General features: G+C 65.5%; 16 protein-coding genes. 6 read left to right on the top strand and 10 right to left on the bottom strand.

Features of this window, described 5'->3' with window-relative positions:
- Position 1: 1 nt before the first annotated feature.
- A complete protein-coding gene (hutI, locus tag LVJ94_22870; protein ID WXB10057.1) occupies positions 2–1,231 on the bottom strand; it encodes an imidazolonepropionase in 1,230 nt (409 codons plus the stop codon).
- Positions 1,228–2,325, bottom strand: coding sequence for a beta-N-acetylhexosaminidase (nagZ, locus tag LVJ94_22865; GenBank protein WXB10056.1), 1,098 nt, complete (start codon positions 2,323–2,325; stop codon positions 1,228–1,230). The genes hutI and nagZ overlap by 4 nt, the downstream gene beginning before the upstream one ends.
- A gap of 74 nt (positions 2,326–2,399) precedes the next feature.
- Between nagZ and LVJ94_22860 the strand changes: the two genes are divergently transcribed.
- A complete protein-coding gene (locus LVJ94_22860) occupies positions 2,400–3,398 on the top strand; it encodes a CAP domain-containing protein (protein ID WXB10055.1) in 999 nt (332 codons plus the stop codon).
- Between the two features lie 13 nt (positions 3,399–3,411).
- Here the strand turns inward: LVJ94_22860 and LVJ94_22855 are convergent, their stop codons facing one another.
- The 5 genes from LVJ94_22855 to LVJ94_22835 are packed head-to-tail and all read right to left on the bottom strand — an operon-like array spanning position 3,412 to position 6,568.
- On the bottom strand, positions 3,412–3,978 hold the full coding sequence (locus LVJ94_22855) for a TIGR00730 family Rossman fold protein (protein WXB10054.1): 567 nt from the start codon (positions 3,976–3,978) through the stop codon (positions 3,412–3,414).
- 17 nt (positions 3,979–3,995) lie between these two features.
- Entirely contained in the window at positions 3,996–4,565 is a 570-nt protein-coding gene (locus tag LVJ94_22850; GenBank protein WXB10053.1) for a hypothetical protein, read from the bottom strand.
- A complete protein-coding gene (locus LVJ94_22845; protein ID WXB10052.1) occupies positions 4,562–5,089 on the bottom strand; it encodes a hypothetical protein in 528 nt (175 codons plus the stop codon). Before LVJ94_22845 ends, LVJ94_22850 begins: the two co-directional genes overlap by 4 nt.
- A 10-nt stretch (positions 5,090–5,099) precedes the next feature.
- Positions 5,100–5,684: a hypothetical protein gene (locus tag LVJ94_22840; GenBank protein WXB10051.1), complete on the bottom strand. Its 585-nt coding sequence runs from the start codon at positions 5,682–5,684 to the stop codon at positions 5,100–5,102.
- Between the two features lie 20 nt (positions 5,685–5,704).
- Positions 5,705–6,568: a methyltransferase gene (locus tag LVJ94_22835; protein ID WXB10050.1), complete on the bottom strand. Its 864-nt coding sequence runs from the start codon at positions 6,566–6,568 to the stop codon at positions 5,705–5,707.
- Between the two features lie 101 nt (positions 6,569–6,669).
- Here LVJ94_22835 and LVJ94_22830 point away from each other — a divergent pair, with 101 nt between their 5' ends.
- The 4 genes from LVJ94_22830 (at position 6,670) to LVJ94_22815 (ending at position 9,814) form a co-directional block, all read left to right on the top strand.
- The gene (locus tag LVJ94_22830) at positions 6,670–7,536 is read left to right on the top strand and encodes a mechanosensitive ion channel (GenBank protein ID WXB10049.1); all 867 of its coding nucleotides are present in this window, start codon (positions 6,670–6,672) and stop codon (positions 7,534–7,536) included.
- A gap of 84 nt (positions 7,537–7,620) precedes the next feature.
- Positions 7,621–8,871, top strand: a complete 1,251-nt coding sequence (locus LVJ94_22825; GenBank protein WXB10048.1) for a ParA family protein — start codon at positions 7,621–7,623, stop codon at positions 8,869–8,871.
- A 52-nt stretch (positions 8,872–8,923) separates the two neighbouring features.
- Positions 8,924–9,232: a ribbon-helix-helix domain-containing protein gene (locus LVJ94_22820; GenBank protein ID WXB10047.1), complete on the top strand. Its 309-nt coding sequence runs from the start codon at positions 8,924–8,926 to the stop codon at positions 9,230–9,232.
- A gap of 87 nt (positions 9,233–9,319) precedes the next feature.
- Complete coding sequence (locus tag LVJ94_22815; GenBank protein WXB10046.1) at positions 9,320–9,814, top strand: DinB family protein; 495 nt, start codon at positions 9,320–9,322, stop codon at positions 9,812–9,814.
- A gap of 84 nt (positions 9,815–9,898) precedes the next feature.
- On the opposite strand, the gene LVJ94_22810 is transcribed toward LVJ94_22815, so the two are convergent.
- Positions 9,899–10,810, bottom strand: coding sequence for a hypothetical protein (locus LVJ94_22810; GenBank protein WXB10045.1), 912 nt, complete (start codon positions 10,808–10,810; stop codon positions 9,899–9,901).
- Positions 10,811–11,264: 454 nt separating this feature from the next.
- Here LVJ94_22810 and LVJ94_22805 point away from each other — a divergent pair, with 454 nt between their 5' ends.
- A complete protein-coding gene (locus LVJ94_22805; GenBank protein ID WXB10044.1) occupies positions 11,265–11,741 on the top strand; it encodes a hypothetical protein in 477 nt (158 codons plus the stop codon).
- Positions 11,742–11,806: 65 nt separating this feature from the next.
- Here the strand turns inward: LVJ94_22805 and nth are convergent, their stop codons facing one another.
- Both nth and gyrA read right to left on the bottom strand, forming a co-directional pair.
- On the bottom strand, positions 11,807–12,562 hold the full coding sequence (gene nth / locus LVJ94_22800) for an endonuclease III (GenBank protein WXB10043.1): 756 nt from the start codon (positions 12,560–12,562) through the stop codon (positions 11,807–11,809).
- A 2-nt stretch (positions 12,563–12,564) separates the two neighbouring features.
- Positions 12,565–15,234 carry a DNA gyrase subunit A gene (gyrA, locus tag LVJ94_22795; protein ID WXB10042.1) on the bottom strand — a complete coding sequence of 890 codons (2,670 nt, stop codon included), beginning with the start codon at positions 15,232–15,234 and terminating at the stop codon, positions 12,565–12,567.
- Between the last annotated feature and the right edge of the window lie 32 nt (positions 15,235–15,266).

Here is a 15,266-nt window from a genome sequence, read left to right as displayed (position 1 = left end):
CTCACAAGGTACCGGAAATCGCGGCGCCGTTGCGCAAAACGAGGCGCGTGCGCGGCGTCCCCCAAGGCTGGACGATGGCGTGCTCGTGCGGAAGATCCCACACCACGAGGTCCGCGGCGGCGCCTGCGCGAAGTGCACCGCGATCGTTCAATCCGAGCGAGCGTGCGGCCAATCGGGTGGCCCCGAGCAGCGCTTCTTCCGGCGTGACGTCGTAGTTGCGCACGGCCAGGGCGAGGGCGAGGGGAAGGCTCTCGGAGGGCGCCGTGCCCGGGTTGGCATCGCTGGCCACGACGAGCGGCACGCCGGCCGCGCGCAGCTTGGCCACGGGCGGTGGCGCCTGCTTCAACGTGAAGCTCGCGATGGGCAGCAGCACGGCGTGCGTGCCTGCCTCGTGCAGCGCCGCGATGCCCGCATCGCCGACGGCCTCCAGATGATCCACCGAGTGCGCGCCCAGTTCCGCGGCGAGCTCCGCCCCGCCGATGTCGGCAAACTGCCCGACGTGAAGCCGCAGCTGAAACCCGAACGAGCGCGCCCGCTCGCCGAGGGCGCGGCCTTCGTCGATCTGAAACGCGTTCGCATCGAGGTACGCATCGACGTACGTGGCGAGGTTCTCCTCTTTTACCCGTGGAAGAAGCTCGTCGATCACCCGGCGCACGTAGCCCGCGCGATCGGTGCGCGCCTCGGGCGGCAGGGCATGCAGCGCGAGGAACGTGGGCACGATGCCGGGAAGATCGGCCTCGTTCGCGCAGGACGCGATGACCCGCAGCTGCTTCAACTCGTGCTCCGGCAAAAGGCCGTAGCCGCTTTTCACCTCGCACGTGGTCACGCCCAGCTGGGCCACCCGGCGAAGCCGCGCGGTGAGGAGCGCGCGCAGCTCCTCGTGGGACGCCTCGGAGACCGCGCGGAACGTGGACACGATGCCGCCGCCCGCCTTGGCGATGGCCTCGTAGTCACCTCCGGCCATGCGCACCGCGTATTCCCCGTGGCGTGAGCCCGCCCAGGCCAAGTGCGTGTGCGCGTCGACGAGCCCGGGGGTCACGACCGCGTTGCCCAAATCCGTGACGGGCACGGCGGGGTCGAGCTCCTGCCGCGGGCCCACCCACGCGATCTTCCCCGCCTCGAGCACCACGGCGCCGTTGGCGACCGCACCGAGCGGATCACCCGAGGTTGCGCGAGCTTCGTCGCAGGTCACGATGCGGGAGGCGGCGAACGCCTTGCGCGTGCTGCTCATGATGCGAGCCCTCGTGCCGCGAGTTCCTGCGCCATCGCGCGTGACGCGTCTCCGCCGACGATGTTCACCAGTTTTTCCCTTTCTTGCTCTGGACGGGGTGGAAATTCGTGACGCAGCGAGCGTACGCGTTCGGCGGCCTCCTCGCATCGGAGTCCGAAGGAGGCGTGAGCCTCCGCGTGACGCACGAGCGCATCGTAGGCGCGGGCCTGGGCGTCTTCGTTGGAGCAGATGAGCAGGAGATCGCACCCGGCCGATACCGCTTCCACCGCGAGCTCCTCGATGGGGGCGCGTGCGGCAACGGCCTGCATCTCCAGGTCGTCCGAGATCAACACGCCGCCGAAGCCCAGGTGGGTGCGCACGATATCCGTGCAGACTGCACGCGAAAGCGTGGCCGGCTTTTCGTCGAGCGCCGGGTAGACGACGTGCGCGGTCATGAGCGCCGGGATCCCCGCGCGAACGGCGGCCGCGAACGGAGCGAGCTCCACGGCCTCGATCCGCGCGCGATCCCCCGGCACGACGGGCAGCTCGACGTGCGAGTCCGTCGTGGTGTCACCGTGTCCGGGAAAGTGCTTTCCGCAGGGAAAAAGTCCCGCTCTCCGCAGGCCCCGCGCGAAGGCGAGGGCCATCGCGGTTGCCGTCTCGGGCGTCGTTCCAAAGGCGCGGTCGCCGATGACTGGGTTCTCCGGGCGCGTATGCACGTCGAGCACGGGCGCGAAGGAGGTGGTGAAGCCCAACGCGGCAAGCTCGCGCGCCTGCGCGTAAGCCACGCGTTCGACGAAGTCTTCGTCCTGGGTGGCGCCGAGGCACGCGGCCGCGGGGAGACGCAGCACCGGTGGTCCAAGTCGGGCCACGCGCCCGCCTTCCTGATCCACCGCCACGATGGGTGGTTCGGGGGCGGCCGCATGGATGTCCGCGGTGAGCTCCGCGACGGCGGTTGCGTCCGCATCCGTGCGCCCCTCAGGATAGATATTGCGTCGGAAGAGAACGGCGCCGGCGCGTTCGCCGTGGCGAAGCGCACGTGCGTAGCTGTCGGGCAGGGTCGTGCCCGTGAATCCTCCGAGGATCAAATGTCCGCACGCCTCGGTGCGTCTCATGGTTTCGTGATCCCTCTCATGCGCGTCGACGGCCCTCGTCCTGCCGCTCTGTCATGATGCACGCTATGCCCTCGATGGCCAAACCACTATCCCGTTTGACCCGTTTCACCCGCTCGCTTCTTTTCCCCTTTGCTTTCGCGTCGGCGTGTGCCGCTCCGGGTACCCCTGCGGCCGCGTCCCCCAAGCCCACGGGCGCTTCGCTGACGGAGAGCTCCGTTGCCTCTTCGAAGGGCGGCAAGAAGTTGCTCACCGTGCCCGAGGCGCGAAAGTACATGCTCGCGCTCATCAACCGCGACCGCGCCACGCAGAAGCTTCCACCCGTCGAGCTCGACGAGGGGCCCGCACAGGCTGCCGGGCAGCGCCATGCCGAGGACATGGCCCGAAACGGCTTTCTCGGCCACTGGGGCACGGATGGCTCGGTTCCCGAACAGCGCTACAGCGAGGCAGGCGGCACGGACTACGTGCAGGAGAACGCGCTCTGCTTCACCGATCAGCGCACGCGCACCTTGGACGACCGGCCGATGATCGAGGCCGAGGCGCTGGAGCGCAGCGAGGCGATGTTCTTCAACGAGGTGCCGCCCAACGATGGTCACCGGAAGAACATCTTGAAGCCGCACCACAAGAAGGTGGGCATCGGCGTGGCGCAGCCCCGCGGTACGGAGACCGAACTCGCCGTTCCCTGTTTTGCGCAGGAGTTCCTCGATCCCTACGGCACCTACGCGCCGCTCCCCAAGAAGGCCAAGGTCGGCACCATGGTGCGCGTCGAGGGCGATATCCTCGCGCCGGCCACGTTCGGTGGCATCGGTGTGGCGCGCATCCCCGCGCCGAAGCCCATCACCGTGGCGGACCTCAACACGCGGCGCACCTATCCGATCCCGAATCCGTACCAGATGTATTGGCCTCCGGGCTTTCGCACCCCGATCCCGGTGCGCGTCGACGGAAAGCACTTTTCCATCGACGTGCCCCTTTCCGATGGCGGAAAGCCCGGTCTCTACGAAGTCAGCGTGTGGGCGCGCATTCCCAGCTCACCGGACTTCATCATGGTGAGCTTGCGCACCCTGCGCGTGGAATAGCGAATCCGTCCCATCAGTCCCACTTGGAACGGGTGAGCGCCGGCGTGTAGTTCACGACCTTCGTGACCAACGCGTCGGCGTCGGAGTCGACGAGCACCATTTGGCGGTGCTCCGGCTTGAGGAAGCCTTCTTCCTCCATGTGACTGATCGAGGCGAGGAGGGAGTCGTAGTAGCCGGCGACGTTGAGCCAGGCGCAGGCTTTCTTGTGGAATCCGAGCACGCCCCACGTCCAGACCTCGAAGGCCTCCTCCAAGGTGCCGGTGCCGCCGGGGAGGGCGACGAAGCCATTGGAGAGCTCGGCCATCAACGCCTTTCGCTCGTGCATGGTGGTCACGATGCGCAGGTCGGTCAGGTTCTTGTGGGCGATCTCTTTGTCCACCAAGGCCTGCGGAATGACGCCGATGACCTCACCGCCTGCGGCGAGCGCCGCATCGGCGACCTCACCCATCATGCCGACACTCGCACCGCCGTACACCAGGCCGATGCCGCGGCGCGCGAGCACTTGCCCAAAGTTGCGGGCTGCCTCGAGGTAATCGGGTTTCTTGCCGACGCTCGATCCGCAAAAGACACAAATTCTCATTTTATCACCCTAGTCCATCAATAATGGGGCGCTATGGCGCCCGCATCCAGTCCTAGTTCGATGGCGCGCTTCATAGCAGTCCTTCCATCGATGCGCCATTGCTCTTTCTCTTCCTTCGATGCCAGAAAGCTCGGACCCATGGCGCCGAGGAAACGGCCGTAGCGAAACCACATTTCCGCATCGAGCGGTCGCTCGCGGGTGCCTCGTTCGAGGTAATGACGCGCCAAGCGTGCGTCCTGTTCGTTCCCCTTTGGGTACGAAAAGACGAAGAACGCATCGCAATATCGATAAAGCGGCAAATACCCTGGTTCGATGGCCAAAATGGCATCGAGGTATTTCGGCAGATCGGGGAAGGGGCGCTTCTCGGCAATGTGCTCGCCATATTGCACTACGACGTTGGACCACAAGATGTCGGCCGCGGCCGCTCGATGGCCGAGCGTCGCGGCGCGCAGGATCGACGGCGGCGGCAGCACGTAGAGATCGTCGCGCTCGCGAACGGCGCGGAGATCGCGCGCAAGTCCCGGCTGCACGGCGCCGATGCCGATGGCCGCTGTCACGAGGACGAGCGCGGCCTGGAATGGCGTCACTCGAGCTCCGACTGGATGTACATGCCCGGTTCGAGCTTCACGTCGGTCACGTGGCCCGAGCCCTCGGTTACGCCGCGGATCTCGAACGTGCTCGTGACCGTGTCGCCGTCGAAGTCGGCATGGGCGTGCGCGACGAAGCGGCTTTCGCTTTGGCCCGGCTCCGCGTCGAAGCCGAAGGCAAAGTAGTGCGCGACGCCTTCGTCGGCCGCGTGGAACTCGAGGGCCTTCCACGTGGGCGTGTCCCACACGCCCGGCGGATCGGTCTCGCGCTTTCCGCGCGGGACCACCGGTGGGGTGAGCGGTGCGCTCGGAGGAAACGCGTCATTGACGGAGCGCCCGCGCGCGTAGTTGCTGGCACCGGCCGCAATGGCGTGGAGCCCATCGATGGGTTCGGCGAAGCGCGAGGCGTGCAGCTCTTTGACGAAGGACGGAACGGCCACGGCGAGCACCGAGCCGAAGATGGCGATGCCCACCGCGACCTCGACGGGGGAGACTCCACGCTGGTGCAGCTGGCGGCGCATCACGGTCTCTTCTCTACTCTTCCGGATTCTCCCGTTCCAGCGTCGGCGACACTTTGGCGTGCAGCGTGTCATCCGGTGCCACCGACACGCTGTAGCGCGAAAGAATGCCATCGGCGTCGAGATCGCCTTGCGCGATGGCCGTCGCGCGGGCGTTGGGGCCGCTACCCTGCGACTCGAACGAGTACGCGTAGAACTGCGGCTGCGGGATGGAAAAGCGGAGCTCGGCCCACGGCGAGCCGGACCAATCCGCGAGCGCACTCTGGTAGCGGCGGCCCCGGATGTCGGCGACGTTGGGCGGTACGCTGGCGCGCGAGCTCGGCGGGAAGTGGCGCATCGCCTTCGCCGACTCGGGCTGCGTGCCCGCAGGCTGCCCCGAGTCGGACGAGTCGTAATACGTCGCCGCGCTCGACGCGATGGCGTTGAGTGAGCCGGCGACTTCCCCGGTCTTCGCGTGGCGCAGGATGCGCGCGACGATGTACATGCCAATGGCGACGATGATGCACGTCAGCGCGAGGGCATTGACCACCTCGATGAGCGTGATACCTCGTCTCCCGACCCGGCGCCGCACGGGCGCGAACATACATCGAACACGGCTCATGCGGGCGTTTTTGTCAACCGCTACGGTTTTTTGAAGCGGAGGGTCATTCGATCGCTTTCGCCGATGGCAAGGTACTTTTCGCGGCCTTCGTCGCCGAGCTGCAACGTGGGCGGCAAGGTCCAGACACCCTTGGGGTAGTCCTTCGTGTCCTTCGGATTCGCGTTGACTTCCGACTTCGCGTCGAGAACGAACCCGGCCGCCTTGGCGAACTGGATGACCGTATCCTCGGTCACGTAGCCCGTCTCGATGCTCTTTTCCGTCGTGGTGCCGGCAGGGGCGCGGTGTTCTTCGACGCCCAACACGCCACCCTTCTTGAGGACCTGGAACGCGGCCGCGAAGACCTTGTCCGCAAAGCCGCCCTTCATCCAATTGTGGACGTTGCGGAAGGTGAGCACCACGTCCGCCGAGCCCTCGGGGCCAAGCGTGAGGACGCTCGGCGCGTTGATGTAGCGCACCTCGACCTGGTCGAAGGCGGCCGGCGTTTCACGAAGGCGCGCGGCGTACTTCTCGGCGCTCTCCTTCTGGAAGCCCGTGGCCACGGCCGGATCGGCGCTGGTCACCGTGAGCTTGCCGTGGCCGCGCACCACGGGGGCCAGCACCGCCGTGTACCAACCGCCGCCGGGCCAGAGCTCGACGACCTTGGACTCGGGCTTGACGCCGAAGAAGGCGAGCGTCTCGGCAGGGTGACGGTAGATGTCGCGCGCCTTCTCCTTGTCAGGGCGCTGCGGCCCCGCAAGGGCTTCGCGGATGCGCGCTTCGCCACCGGTCGAGGGCGACGCGGATTCCGTCGTCGTAGTCTTCGGAGCGGCGCTTTCGGAGGTGGCGCCGCCACAGGCGGCGAGAACGATGGCCGTGAGACAGCCCAGCGGGAAAAGACGCGTCATGGGGACGCTTATACGAGGAGCGTTTCGCCCGTGGCAAGCGACGCAGGAGCCAATTTTTTGCCCACACCTTCGTGCGCGCAGTACCACCCTCGTGACGCACGATGTTGCCCAAGATTCGGGACTTCTTACATTATCCGATCCTGACGATCTCCGGCGGAGACATCACCCCCGGCTCGATCATCCTCGGCGTCGCCGTCGTCTTCACCTCGGCCATTCTGGCCAGCCTTGCCTCGCGTTGGCTGCTTCGTTTGCTTGGCTCGCGTGGCCTTTCCTCCGGCGCTCAGTTCGCGGCGTCGAAGATCCTTCGCTACAGCGTGGTCCTGCTGGGCATCCTCGTCGGTCTCAGTTCGATGGGGCTCCGGCTCGATGCGCTGTTCGCGGCGTCGGCGGTGTTGGCGGTCGGTATCGGTTTCGGCCTCCAGAACATCGCGCAAAACTTCGTCTCCGGGCTGGTCCTGCTCATCGAGCAGCCGGTGGCCAAGGGCGACTTCGTCAAAGTCGGCAATTCCGTCGGCGTCATCGAGGACATCGGCCTGCGCGCCACGCAGATCCTGACGCGCGATCAGGAGACCATCATCGTTCCGAACAGCGAGTTGATGACCTCACCGGTGATCAACCACTCGCGTCCCACACCTCACCTGCGCATCGACGTGAAGGTCGACGCTTCGGCGAAGTCCGATCCCGCACTGGTGCGCGAGACGCTTCTTGCGGTGGCGGCGGCGCACCCCGAGGTGCTGGGCGATATGGGCAGCGAGGTTCGGCTCGATCAGTGCAACGAGCCGGCCTTCGTGTTCTCGCTCCTCGTGTGGATCTCCAACCCGCACGACGACCTGCGCATCGCCTCCGATTTGCGCTTTGCCATCGAGGCGGCCTTCCGGGACAAGGGCATCGAAGGTCCGATCCCCGAGCGCATCACCTACGCACGCGACGGGCTTCCGCGCCCGCTTCGCGAGCAAAACGAGAACTGACAGGGGCCTATGAGTACTTATTTGGTAACTTATTTGGCCCGAGTGCCTCGAGATGTCTAAAGCCATTCGCGTGAGGAGAATGCGATGGCGGCGATGACCGAGAGCTGCAGCATCTGCACGAAACGATTCGACGTGCAGTTTCGCTATCAAATGGAGGAGCGCGAAGGTGGCTTTGCCTTCTATTGTTCCCAATCGTGCCACGACCGCGGGGTCCGCGGTGAGGGGTCGGGCGGGGCCGTTTGCAAGGCATGCAGCAAGCGCTTTTCCGTAGAGTTGGTGTCCCAAGTGTTGCGCATTCGCGGCGAGCGCACGTACGCGTGCTCCGAGCCGTGCAGGGCGCAGCTTCTCGCGGAAGCGAACGGCGCACGCCTCGGGGCGATGGCCGCGGCGGAAGCGCAGGCGGCGCAACAGGTGGCGCGCGCCGAGAAAGAGCGCGCGGACAAGGACCGCGTGGTGGCCGAGGTTGCGGCCTCGGTGTCGAGCGGTGGTGAAGCTCGCAAGAAGCTTCACGGGCCGCGGCGTCTGGCGATTTTCAATCACAAGGGCGGGACCGGCAAGACGACCACCAGCGTGAGCGTCGCGGCCGGCCTGGCCGAGCGCGGTCTGCGCGTGCTGCTCGTCGATACGGACTCGCAGGGCAACGTCGGCGTGTCCCTCGGCGTGAAGGCGACCACGTCGCTCTACCACGTGTTGGTCATGGGCCTGAAGGCGCAGGATGTCGCCGTCAACGTCCGGCCGAACTTCGACGTGCTCGTTTCGAACGAGACGTTGGCCGCCGCCGAGCTTTACCTGGCGGGCCGACAGAACCGCGACCGCGTGCTGCGCGAGCGGCTCATCGCGGCGGAGGCGGGCTACGACGTCGTCGTGCTCGACTGCTCGCCGTCGCTGTCGCTCTTGAACCAGAACGCGCTCGTCTTCGCCGATGGCATTTTGGTGCCCGTCGCGTGCGACTTCCTCTCGCTCGTGGGCGTGCGGCAGGTGCTCAAGACGGTGAAGAACGTCAACTCGCTCCTGCGCCACCCGGTGCAGATCTTCGGCGTGCTGCCGACGTTCTACGACGCCCGCGCGCGCATCTGCCGCGATGCCGTGGAGACGCTGAAGGAGCACTTCGGCGAACGGTGCCTGCCGCCGATTCGGCAGACCATCAAGATCAAAGAGGCTCCGGCGCAGGGGCGTACCATCTACGAGTACGCGCCGGACTCGCATGCTTCCGATGACTACAAGCGCGTGGTCGACATCATCGTCGACGGCGCGGATGCACGCCGCTCGTCACCAGCTTCATCGGGCAAGAGCAGCGTGAGCGACGACACCGGAGAGCTCGCAGCTACCGCGTGACGTCCCAAGACGGAACACGAGAGATATTTTCGAAGGACGAAGGAGATACACCATGGCGGCGCGGGATGAAGGTCTGGGAGCAGCGCGCGTGCTCGACGCGGACGAAGTACAAGGAGTTCTTTCGGGCCGCTTTTATGCACCCGCCGATGCCGCCCCCGCGCGTGCACCGTCGCGTGCTTCACTGGAGAAGCCGACTCACTACAAGGTGATCTGCATCTCCATGTACACGAAGGATCTGGACCGGTTGGATCAGCTGGTCGACGAGCTGAAAGGTCGGGGCATGACCAAGGCAAACCGCAGCGCCTTGATCCGTGCCGCGCTGGACCAGCTCGACTTGGACAAAGTGCCGCGCGGCATGTGACACGCGCCGACGCAGGGCGGCGTCGTGGTTGGACCGGCAGAGGCGCGGGGTTGCTTCGCATGAGGAAAGGCCCCACATAGGCGGGTCATGAACTCAGCAACCCTTTCCGCGCTCTCATCGTTTCCCGACGCGCTCGAGCGAGTTTTCGGTGAGGTCCCAGAGACGTCTCTCCGCTGGGTGCCGCCGTCATGGGACGGCATTCCAAGCGAGCAATTCACCGTGCTCGAACAAGTCTGCCACGTGCGCGACATCGAGATCGACGGCTACCACGTGCGGATCCGCCGCATGGTCGAGGAGACCAACCCGGTGCTCGCGGACATCGAGAGCTACGAGCTCGCCGCCGAGCGTCAATACGCCGACGCCAATCCGCGCGAGGCGCTGGCCACCTTTCGCGCCGCCCGCCTCGAAACCGTGAAGACGATTGCCGGCCTCACCGATGCCCAACTGGCACGAACCGGTTCCTTTGGCAGCTATGGATCGCTCACCTTGAAGGGGCTGATCCACTTCCTCTGCAGCCACGACCAGCAACACCTTGCCGGCCTCCAGTGGCTGCTCGGCAAGATGTCGACACCGTCGTCCTAGCGGACCCACGCCAACGTCGTTGGCAGATCCGCCACCCATGGCGCCAGGCAACACGAGTGGCGCCATGCGGTGGCGTTTTGCGTTTCAGGGCTTCTTGGAGAGCAGGATGCGCGCGAACGTCGACACGTTCGTACCGCCGTCTTCCGCCGGGTTGCCGAGCGGCTCGACGACGATGTTGCCGGTGTACTTGATGGCCGGGGCGGCCGGGTCGTTGAAGGGGAAGGGCTCGACGTTGCAGGTCGGGTGCTCGACCGTGATTTTGAAGCGGTTGCCGGGCGGGACGTTGTAGATGATGGCCGTCGGGGTCGTTGCGCCATCCTGCGTCTTTTGGGCCGACGTATCCGGGAAGGCCGCGCTCGTGAGGTAGACGACCTTCGGACCGTCGGTGCCGGCGTCCGACCCTGCATCCGTTCCTGCGTCGTCGGCCAACAGCGCGCTCGTGCCCGGCTCGACGCGGATCGTCGCGCCGCCCTCCGTGGCGCAGGTTCCTTTGATGAGGCCAACGGCGAGTACGCCCTTCTGCGGGTCCGCCTTCGGGAAGGATGGGTTGCCCTGAATGACCTGAACGAGCAACGAGGTTGCCTGCTTGTCGGGAAACACGCTCTTGCCGCGGTTGGCGTCGCCGGTCACCAGCCACTCTTGCTCGATCAAGGTGGTGTATCCGGCCTTCGAAATTCGCATGAAGTACGGCGTGTCTTTCGGCACGGCGAGCGAATAGGAGCCCTTGGGGGTCGTCCCTGCTTTGTCGACCGTCGTGGCGGTGTGGCCGTTTCCGACATCGATTGTGGCCCCCACGACGCCCTCTCCGCCGCCCGGGGGATAGTCGGAAATGATGCCCTTCTGCGTCACCATTCCCGGGGCCGGCGGGCCGGAGTCGACGCCGGGGCCGGCGTCGTTGCCGGTGCCCGTATCTTTGTTACCCCCGTCACCTGTCGGGGTCGACGTGTCATCGGAAGAACATCCTACGAATGCCAGCGAAAAGGCGAGTGCACCCACTCCGAGTGCCGCGCCGCACCTGATTGTTTTGCAAGCCATAGAAGCCATGACCGTTTTCCTCACTTGTTGGTGATTTCTAAATTTCTTGTCAGATTTGCGCGCCGCATAACGCGCCAACGAAGCATATACCGCTAAGCGTCATTGCCAACTTCGTTGACCCAAAGGGGAGCGGGCGGTCGCTCGACGTCGCGAATCGATGACGAATGCCGGGCAAAAATGCCTGGCGCCGTGTCGAATGTCATTTGATTCTGCATTTTAAAGTAGAGCCCATCCGGTCGAGAGACTCTGATTGACATCCTTCCGAACGTATAGCCATTCGGATAGCGACCCATTGAGCTCTGACTGGCTACTTTAATTTCGTTAAAATCGAATCATGAAATGAATGTTCGTACATTAATGACGAGACACGCGCACGTGAGATGTGCGACGTTGCGTTCCGACGGAGGTAATCTAAATGTACGCGATCAAAGCCATCGCCTTGGGATCCGTGTTGGCATTAGGCGCTTTTGCGTCGGACGATACCGATGCGACCTTCCGCCTTACACCGGTATCGACGAACTTTTCGGCGACCGGTGCAAGCACGCTCGTCAAAGGTGGCATTACCCTCAATTGCAACGCCAACTTCGGCGGCGCCACGGACGCCAATGGCGGCGGCGCGGTCACCACGGCGACGTTCAGCGGCGGATCGGTCTGCAACAGCCTCGCGGCCCAGGGTTTCCCGTGGGCGGTGAAGGCGGACTCGCTGACGCAAGTCACCATTCAGAACGTGACGGTCAACAGCCTCGCGGGCGCGTGCGGCCCCAGCGCGGTCGTTGCCACGTATGACAATGCCGCGGGCTCGCTCACCTTCAACAACGCGCCCCTCGCAGGTGGCTGTACGGTGACCGGCACGCTCACCACGTCACCGAAGCTCACCATCGTCACGCCGTAATTCGCCGTCGACGAGGATAGCCGGATGCCGGCGCTCCATAGAGGGCGCCGGCTATCCAGTGTATTTCAGCGGGCGCGGGCGGCTTTGCGGCCGACTTGCTCGGCGCGGAAGGCGCAAGGGCAGACGTCGTTGACGGGGCAGCCTTCGCAATTGGGCTTGATGGCGCCGCAGACGCGGCGGCCGTGGAAGATGAGCACGTGGCTCGCGTGATCCCATTCGCTGCGGGGCAGCAGGGCGCAGAGGTCTTGCTCGATTTCCGGCGGCTCTTGGTTCTTGGTCCAGCCGAGGCGCTGGGAGATGCGTTGCACGTGGGTGTCGACGACGACGCCCTCGGGGGTGCCGAAGGCGACGCCCAGGACGACGTTGGCGGTCTTGCGGCCGACCCCGCGGAGCTTGGTGAGCTCCGCCAGGGTGCGCGGCACTTCACCGCCGTGGTTTTCGACGATGCCTTGCGAAAGCGCGAGGAGGCTCTTCGTCTTTTGCCGGTACATGCCAATGCGGCTGATGAGCTCCTCGAGGTCCTCGGGCTTCGCGGACGCCATCGATTGGGCATCCGGGTAGCGCGCGAAGAGGGCAGGGGTCAGCTTGTTTACCGCGACGTCCGTGCTCTGCGCGGAGAGCACCGTGGCGCAGAGCAGCTCGAACGCGTTCTTGTGATCGAGCTCGCAGTGCGCGTCGGCGTGGTACTCGGCCAGGCGGCGGAAGACGTCGAGCTTTTCCGGTTTGGACGGGGCGGCCTTCTTGGCTCCCCCAGGAGGGAGCCGGGACGTCTTTTTCGCCGCGGGAGAGCGAGAAGCCGCCTTCTTTTTCGCAGCGGCCATCGTCAATTCAAGGTTGATGCGGGCGGGGCTCCGCCGTCGTCGGGGCTCCCGTTTTCGCTCGGAGGCTCGGCGCCGCCCTCGACCGTACCGTCCGGCGGCGGCGGAAGCATGCTGCCGCCTTCCGCATTCTCGTCGGCGGAGCTCTCCTCGAGGCGCTCGAGACCGACGACGCGCTCTTCGCCGTCGACGCTCATGATGCGCACGCCCTGGGCGTTGCGGCCCGTCTCGCGGATCTCGTCCACCTTGGTGCGCAGCATCTGACCGCGGTCGGTGATGAGCATCACCTCGTCGCCGACTTGCTTGACCAGAATGACGTCGACCACCGGCCCGTTGCGCTCGCTGGCGTCGATCAGGATGATGCCCTTGCCGCCGCGGTTCTGCGAACGGAACTCGTCGAGCAGGGTGCGCTTGCCGTAGCCCTTCTCGCAGACCGCGAGCACGTACGGGCGATCCGGCTGCGTCACGCCCATGCCCACCACGGTGTCGTCGTCGACCAGCTCGATGGCCTTCACGCCCATGGTGGCGCGCCCGGTGGGCCGCACTTGCTTCTCGTCGAAGCGGATGGACATACCCTGCTTGGTCGCGATGATGAACTCGCGCTCGCCGTCGGTGAGCGCGGCCGAGAGCAGCTGATCGTCGCCCTCGATCTTCACGCCGATGATGCCCTTCTCGCGGAAGTTCTCGTAGTCCGTCAGCTCGCTCTTCTTGATCTGCCCGCGGCGCGTGAGCGTCACCACGAACTTGCCGGGCTCGATCTTCGGCACCTCGACGATGGCGGCGACCTTCTCGCCCTGCTCCATGCCGACGAAGTTGATGATCGCGCGGCCCTTCGCATTGCGCGCGGCGAGCGGGATCTCGTACACCTTTTTGACGTAAACCTTGCCCTTGTCGGAGAAGAAGAAGACGTAGGCGTGGGTCGAGGCCACGAAGAGCTGGGTGACCCAGTCTTCGTCCCGCGCCTCCATGCCGATCTTGCCTTTTCCGCCGCGGCGCTGCGCGCGGTACGTGCTGGTGCTCGTCCGCTTGATGTAGCCCGCGTGGGAAATGGTGACGACCATGTCCTCTTCTTGGATCAGGTCCTCGTCCTGGATGTCCGCATCGCTGGCCACGATCTCCGTGCGGCGCTTGTCGGCGTACTTCGTGCGGATCTCTTCCAGCTCCATGACGATGACGTCGAAGAGCAGCTTTTCATCCGCCAAAATCGCCTGCAGGCGCGCGATCGTGTCGCTCAACTGCCCGTACTCGGCGGCCAGCTTCTCGTGCTCGAGGCCCGTGAGGCGTGCCAGGCGCATCTCGAGGATCGCCTTAGCCTGGCGCTCGGAGAGGAAGTACTCGCCGCGGGCCTTCGCCGCTTCGATTTCCTCCTCGGGGCGGCCGGCGCGGCGCACGAACGCCTCGAGGCCCACCAGCGGGAGCTTGAGCAGTTCCGTCTTGGCTTCGTCGGAATCGCGTGCGGCGCGGATGGTCTTGATGACCTTGTCCACGTCGGTCACCGCCATGCCGAGACCCTCGACGATTTCGCGTGCGGCCTCCGCCTGGCGCAGCTCGAAGCGCGTGCGGCGGGTGACGACGTCGCGGCGGTGTTCGATGAAGACGGCCAGCGTCTCCTTCAAATTGAGCACCGCGGGGCGGCCGGCGACGATGGCCAGGTTGATGACGCCGAAGCTCGTCTGCAGATCGGTCATCCGGTAAAGCTGGTTGATCATCACTTGGGGGACGACGTCCCGCTTCAATTCGATGACCAGGCGGATGCCATCGCGGTCGGACTCGTCGCGCACCTCGCTGATGCCTTCGATCTTCTTCTCGCGAATCAGCTCGCCGATCTTGGCGTGCACGCGCGCCTTGTTCACCTGGTACGGGATCTCGTTGACCACGATGAGCTCGCGCTCACCCTTGCCCGGTGCTTTCTCGACGTTCATCCGGGCGCGCATCACGATGGATCCGCGGCCCGTGCGCTGCGCCTGCTCGATGCCGGTGCGGCCGTAAATGAGGCCTGCGGTGGGGAAGTCCGGCCCCGGGATGAAGCGCATCAACTCTTCGATGGGCGCTTGCGGGTTGCGGATCAAATGGACCGTCGCGTCCAGCACCTCGCCCAGGTTGTGCGGCGGGACGTTCGTGGCCATACCGACCGCGATACCGCCCGATCCGTTGATGAGCAGGTTGGGGATGCGCGCGGGGAGCACCGTCGGCTCCTCGAGGCGGTCGTCGAAGTTGGGGGCGTGGTCGACACACTCCTTCTCGATGTCCGCCAGGAGCTCCATCGAGATGCGCGAGAGGCGCGCTTCCGTGTATCGGTACGCGGCCGGCGGGTCGCCGTCGACGGAGCCGAAGTTGCCCTGGCCGTCCACCAGCATGTAGCGCATGGAAAAATCCTGCGCGAGGCGCACCATGGCGTCGTAGACGCTGGCGTCGCCGTGCGGGTGGTACTTACCGAGCACGTCTCCAACCACGGTGGCGCTCTTGCGGTGCGCGCTGCCGGGGAGGATTTTCTGCTCGTACATCGAGTACAAAATCCGCCGGTGGACGGGCTTCAGCCCATCGCGCGCGTCCGGGATGGCGCGCCCGATGATGACGCTCATCGCGTAGTCGAGGTAGCTCGTGCGCATCTCGTCCTGGATGGAGACCGGGACGCGCTGATTCATGTTGGTCGTCGGGATGTCGTCGTTCGACATTTGGGCTTTCTTCCTACTATTTCTCCCGCCGT

This window comes from Sorangiineae bacterium MSr11367 (assembly GCA_037157805.1).
In the GTDB taxonomy this organism is placed as follows: Bacteria; Myxococcota_A; Polyangia; order Polyangiales; family Polyangiaceae; genus Pendulispora; species Pendulispora rubella.
The sequence above is the reverse complement of the archived record's forward strand: the minus strand, read 5'-3'. Positions and strand labels throughout refer to the sequence as shown.

Excerpts from the sequence above, each read along its gene's own strand:
- hutI (WXB10057.1), bottom strand. The coding sequence starts at position 1,231 with ATGAGCAGCACGCGCAAGGCGTTCGCCGCCTCCCGCATCGTGACCTGC.
- nagZ (WXB10056.1), bottom strand. The coding sequence starts at position 2,325 with ATGAGACGCACCGAGGCGTGCGGACATTTGATCCTCGGAGGATTCACG.
- LVJ94_22860 (WXB10055.1), top strand. The coding sequence starts at position 2,400 with ATGGCCAAACCACTATCCCGTTTGACCCGTTTCACCCGCTCGCTTCTT.
- LVJ94_22855 (WXB10054.1), bottom strand. The coding sequence starts at position 3,978 with ATGAGAATTTGTGTCTTTTGCGGATCGAGCGTCGGCAAGAAACCCGAT.
- LVJ94_22840 (WXB10051.1), bottom strand. The coding sequence starts at position 5,684 with ATGAGCCGTGTTCGATGTATGTTCGCGCCCGTGCGGCGCCGGGTCGGG.
- LVJ94_22835 (WXB10050.1), bottom strand. The coding sequence starts at position 6,568 with ATGACGCGTCTTTTCCCGCTGGGCTGTCTCACGGCCATCGTTCTCGCC.
- LVJ94_22830 (WXB10049.1), top strand. The coding sequence starts at position 6,670 with ATGTTGCCCAAGATTCGGGACTTCTTACATTATCCGATCCTGACGATC.
- LVJ94_22825 (WXB10048.1), top strand. The coding sequence starts at position 7,621 with ATGGCGGCGATGACCGAGAGCTGCAGCATCTGCACGAAACGATTCGAC.
- LVJ94_22820 (WXB10047.1), top strand. The coding sequence starts at position 8,924 with ATGGCGGCGCGGGATGAAGGTCTGGGAGCAGCGCGCGTGCTCGACGCG.
- LVJ94_22815 (WXB10046.1), top strand. The coding sequence starts at position 9,320 with ATGAACTCAGCAACCCTTTCCGCGCTCTCATCGTTTCCCGACGCGCTC.
- LVJ94_22805 (WXB10044.1), top strand. The coding sequence starts at position 11,265 with ATGTACGCGATCAAAGCCATCGCCTTGGGATCCGTGTTGGCATTAGGC.
- nth (WXB10043.1), bottom strand. The coding sequence starts at position 12,562 with ATGGCCGCTGCGAAAAAGAAGGCGGCTTCTCGCTCTCCCGCGGCGAAA.
- gyrA (WXB10042.1), bottom strand. The coding sequence starts at position 15,234 with ATGTCGAACGACGACATCCCGACGACCAACATGAATCAGCGCGTCCCG.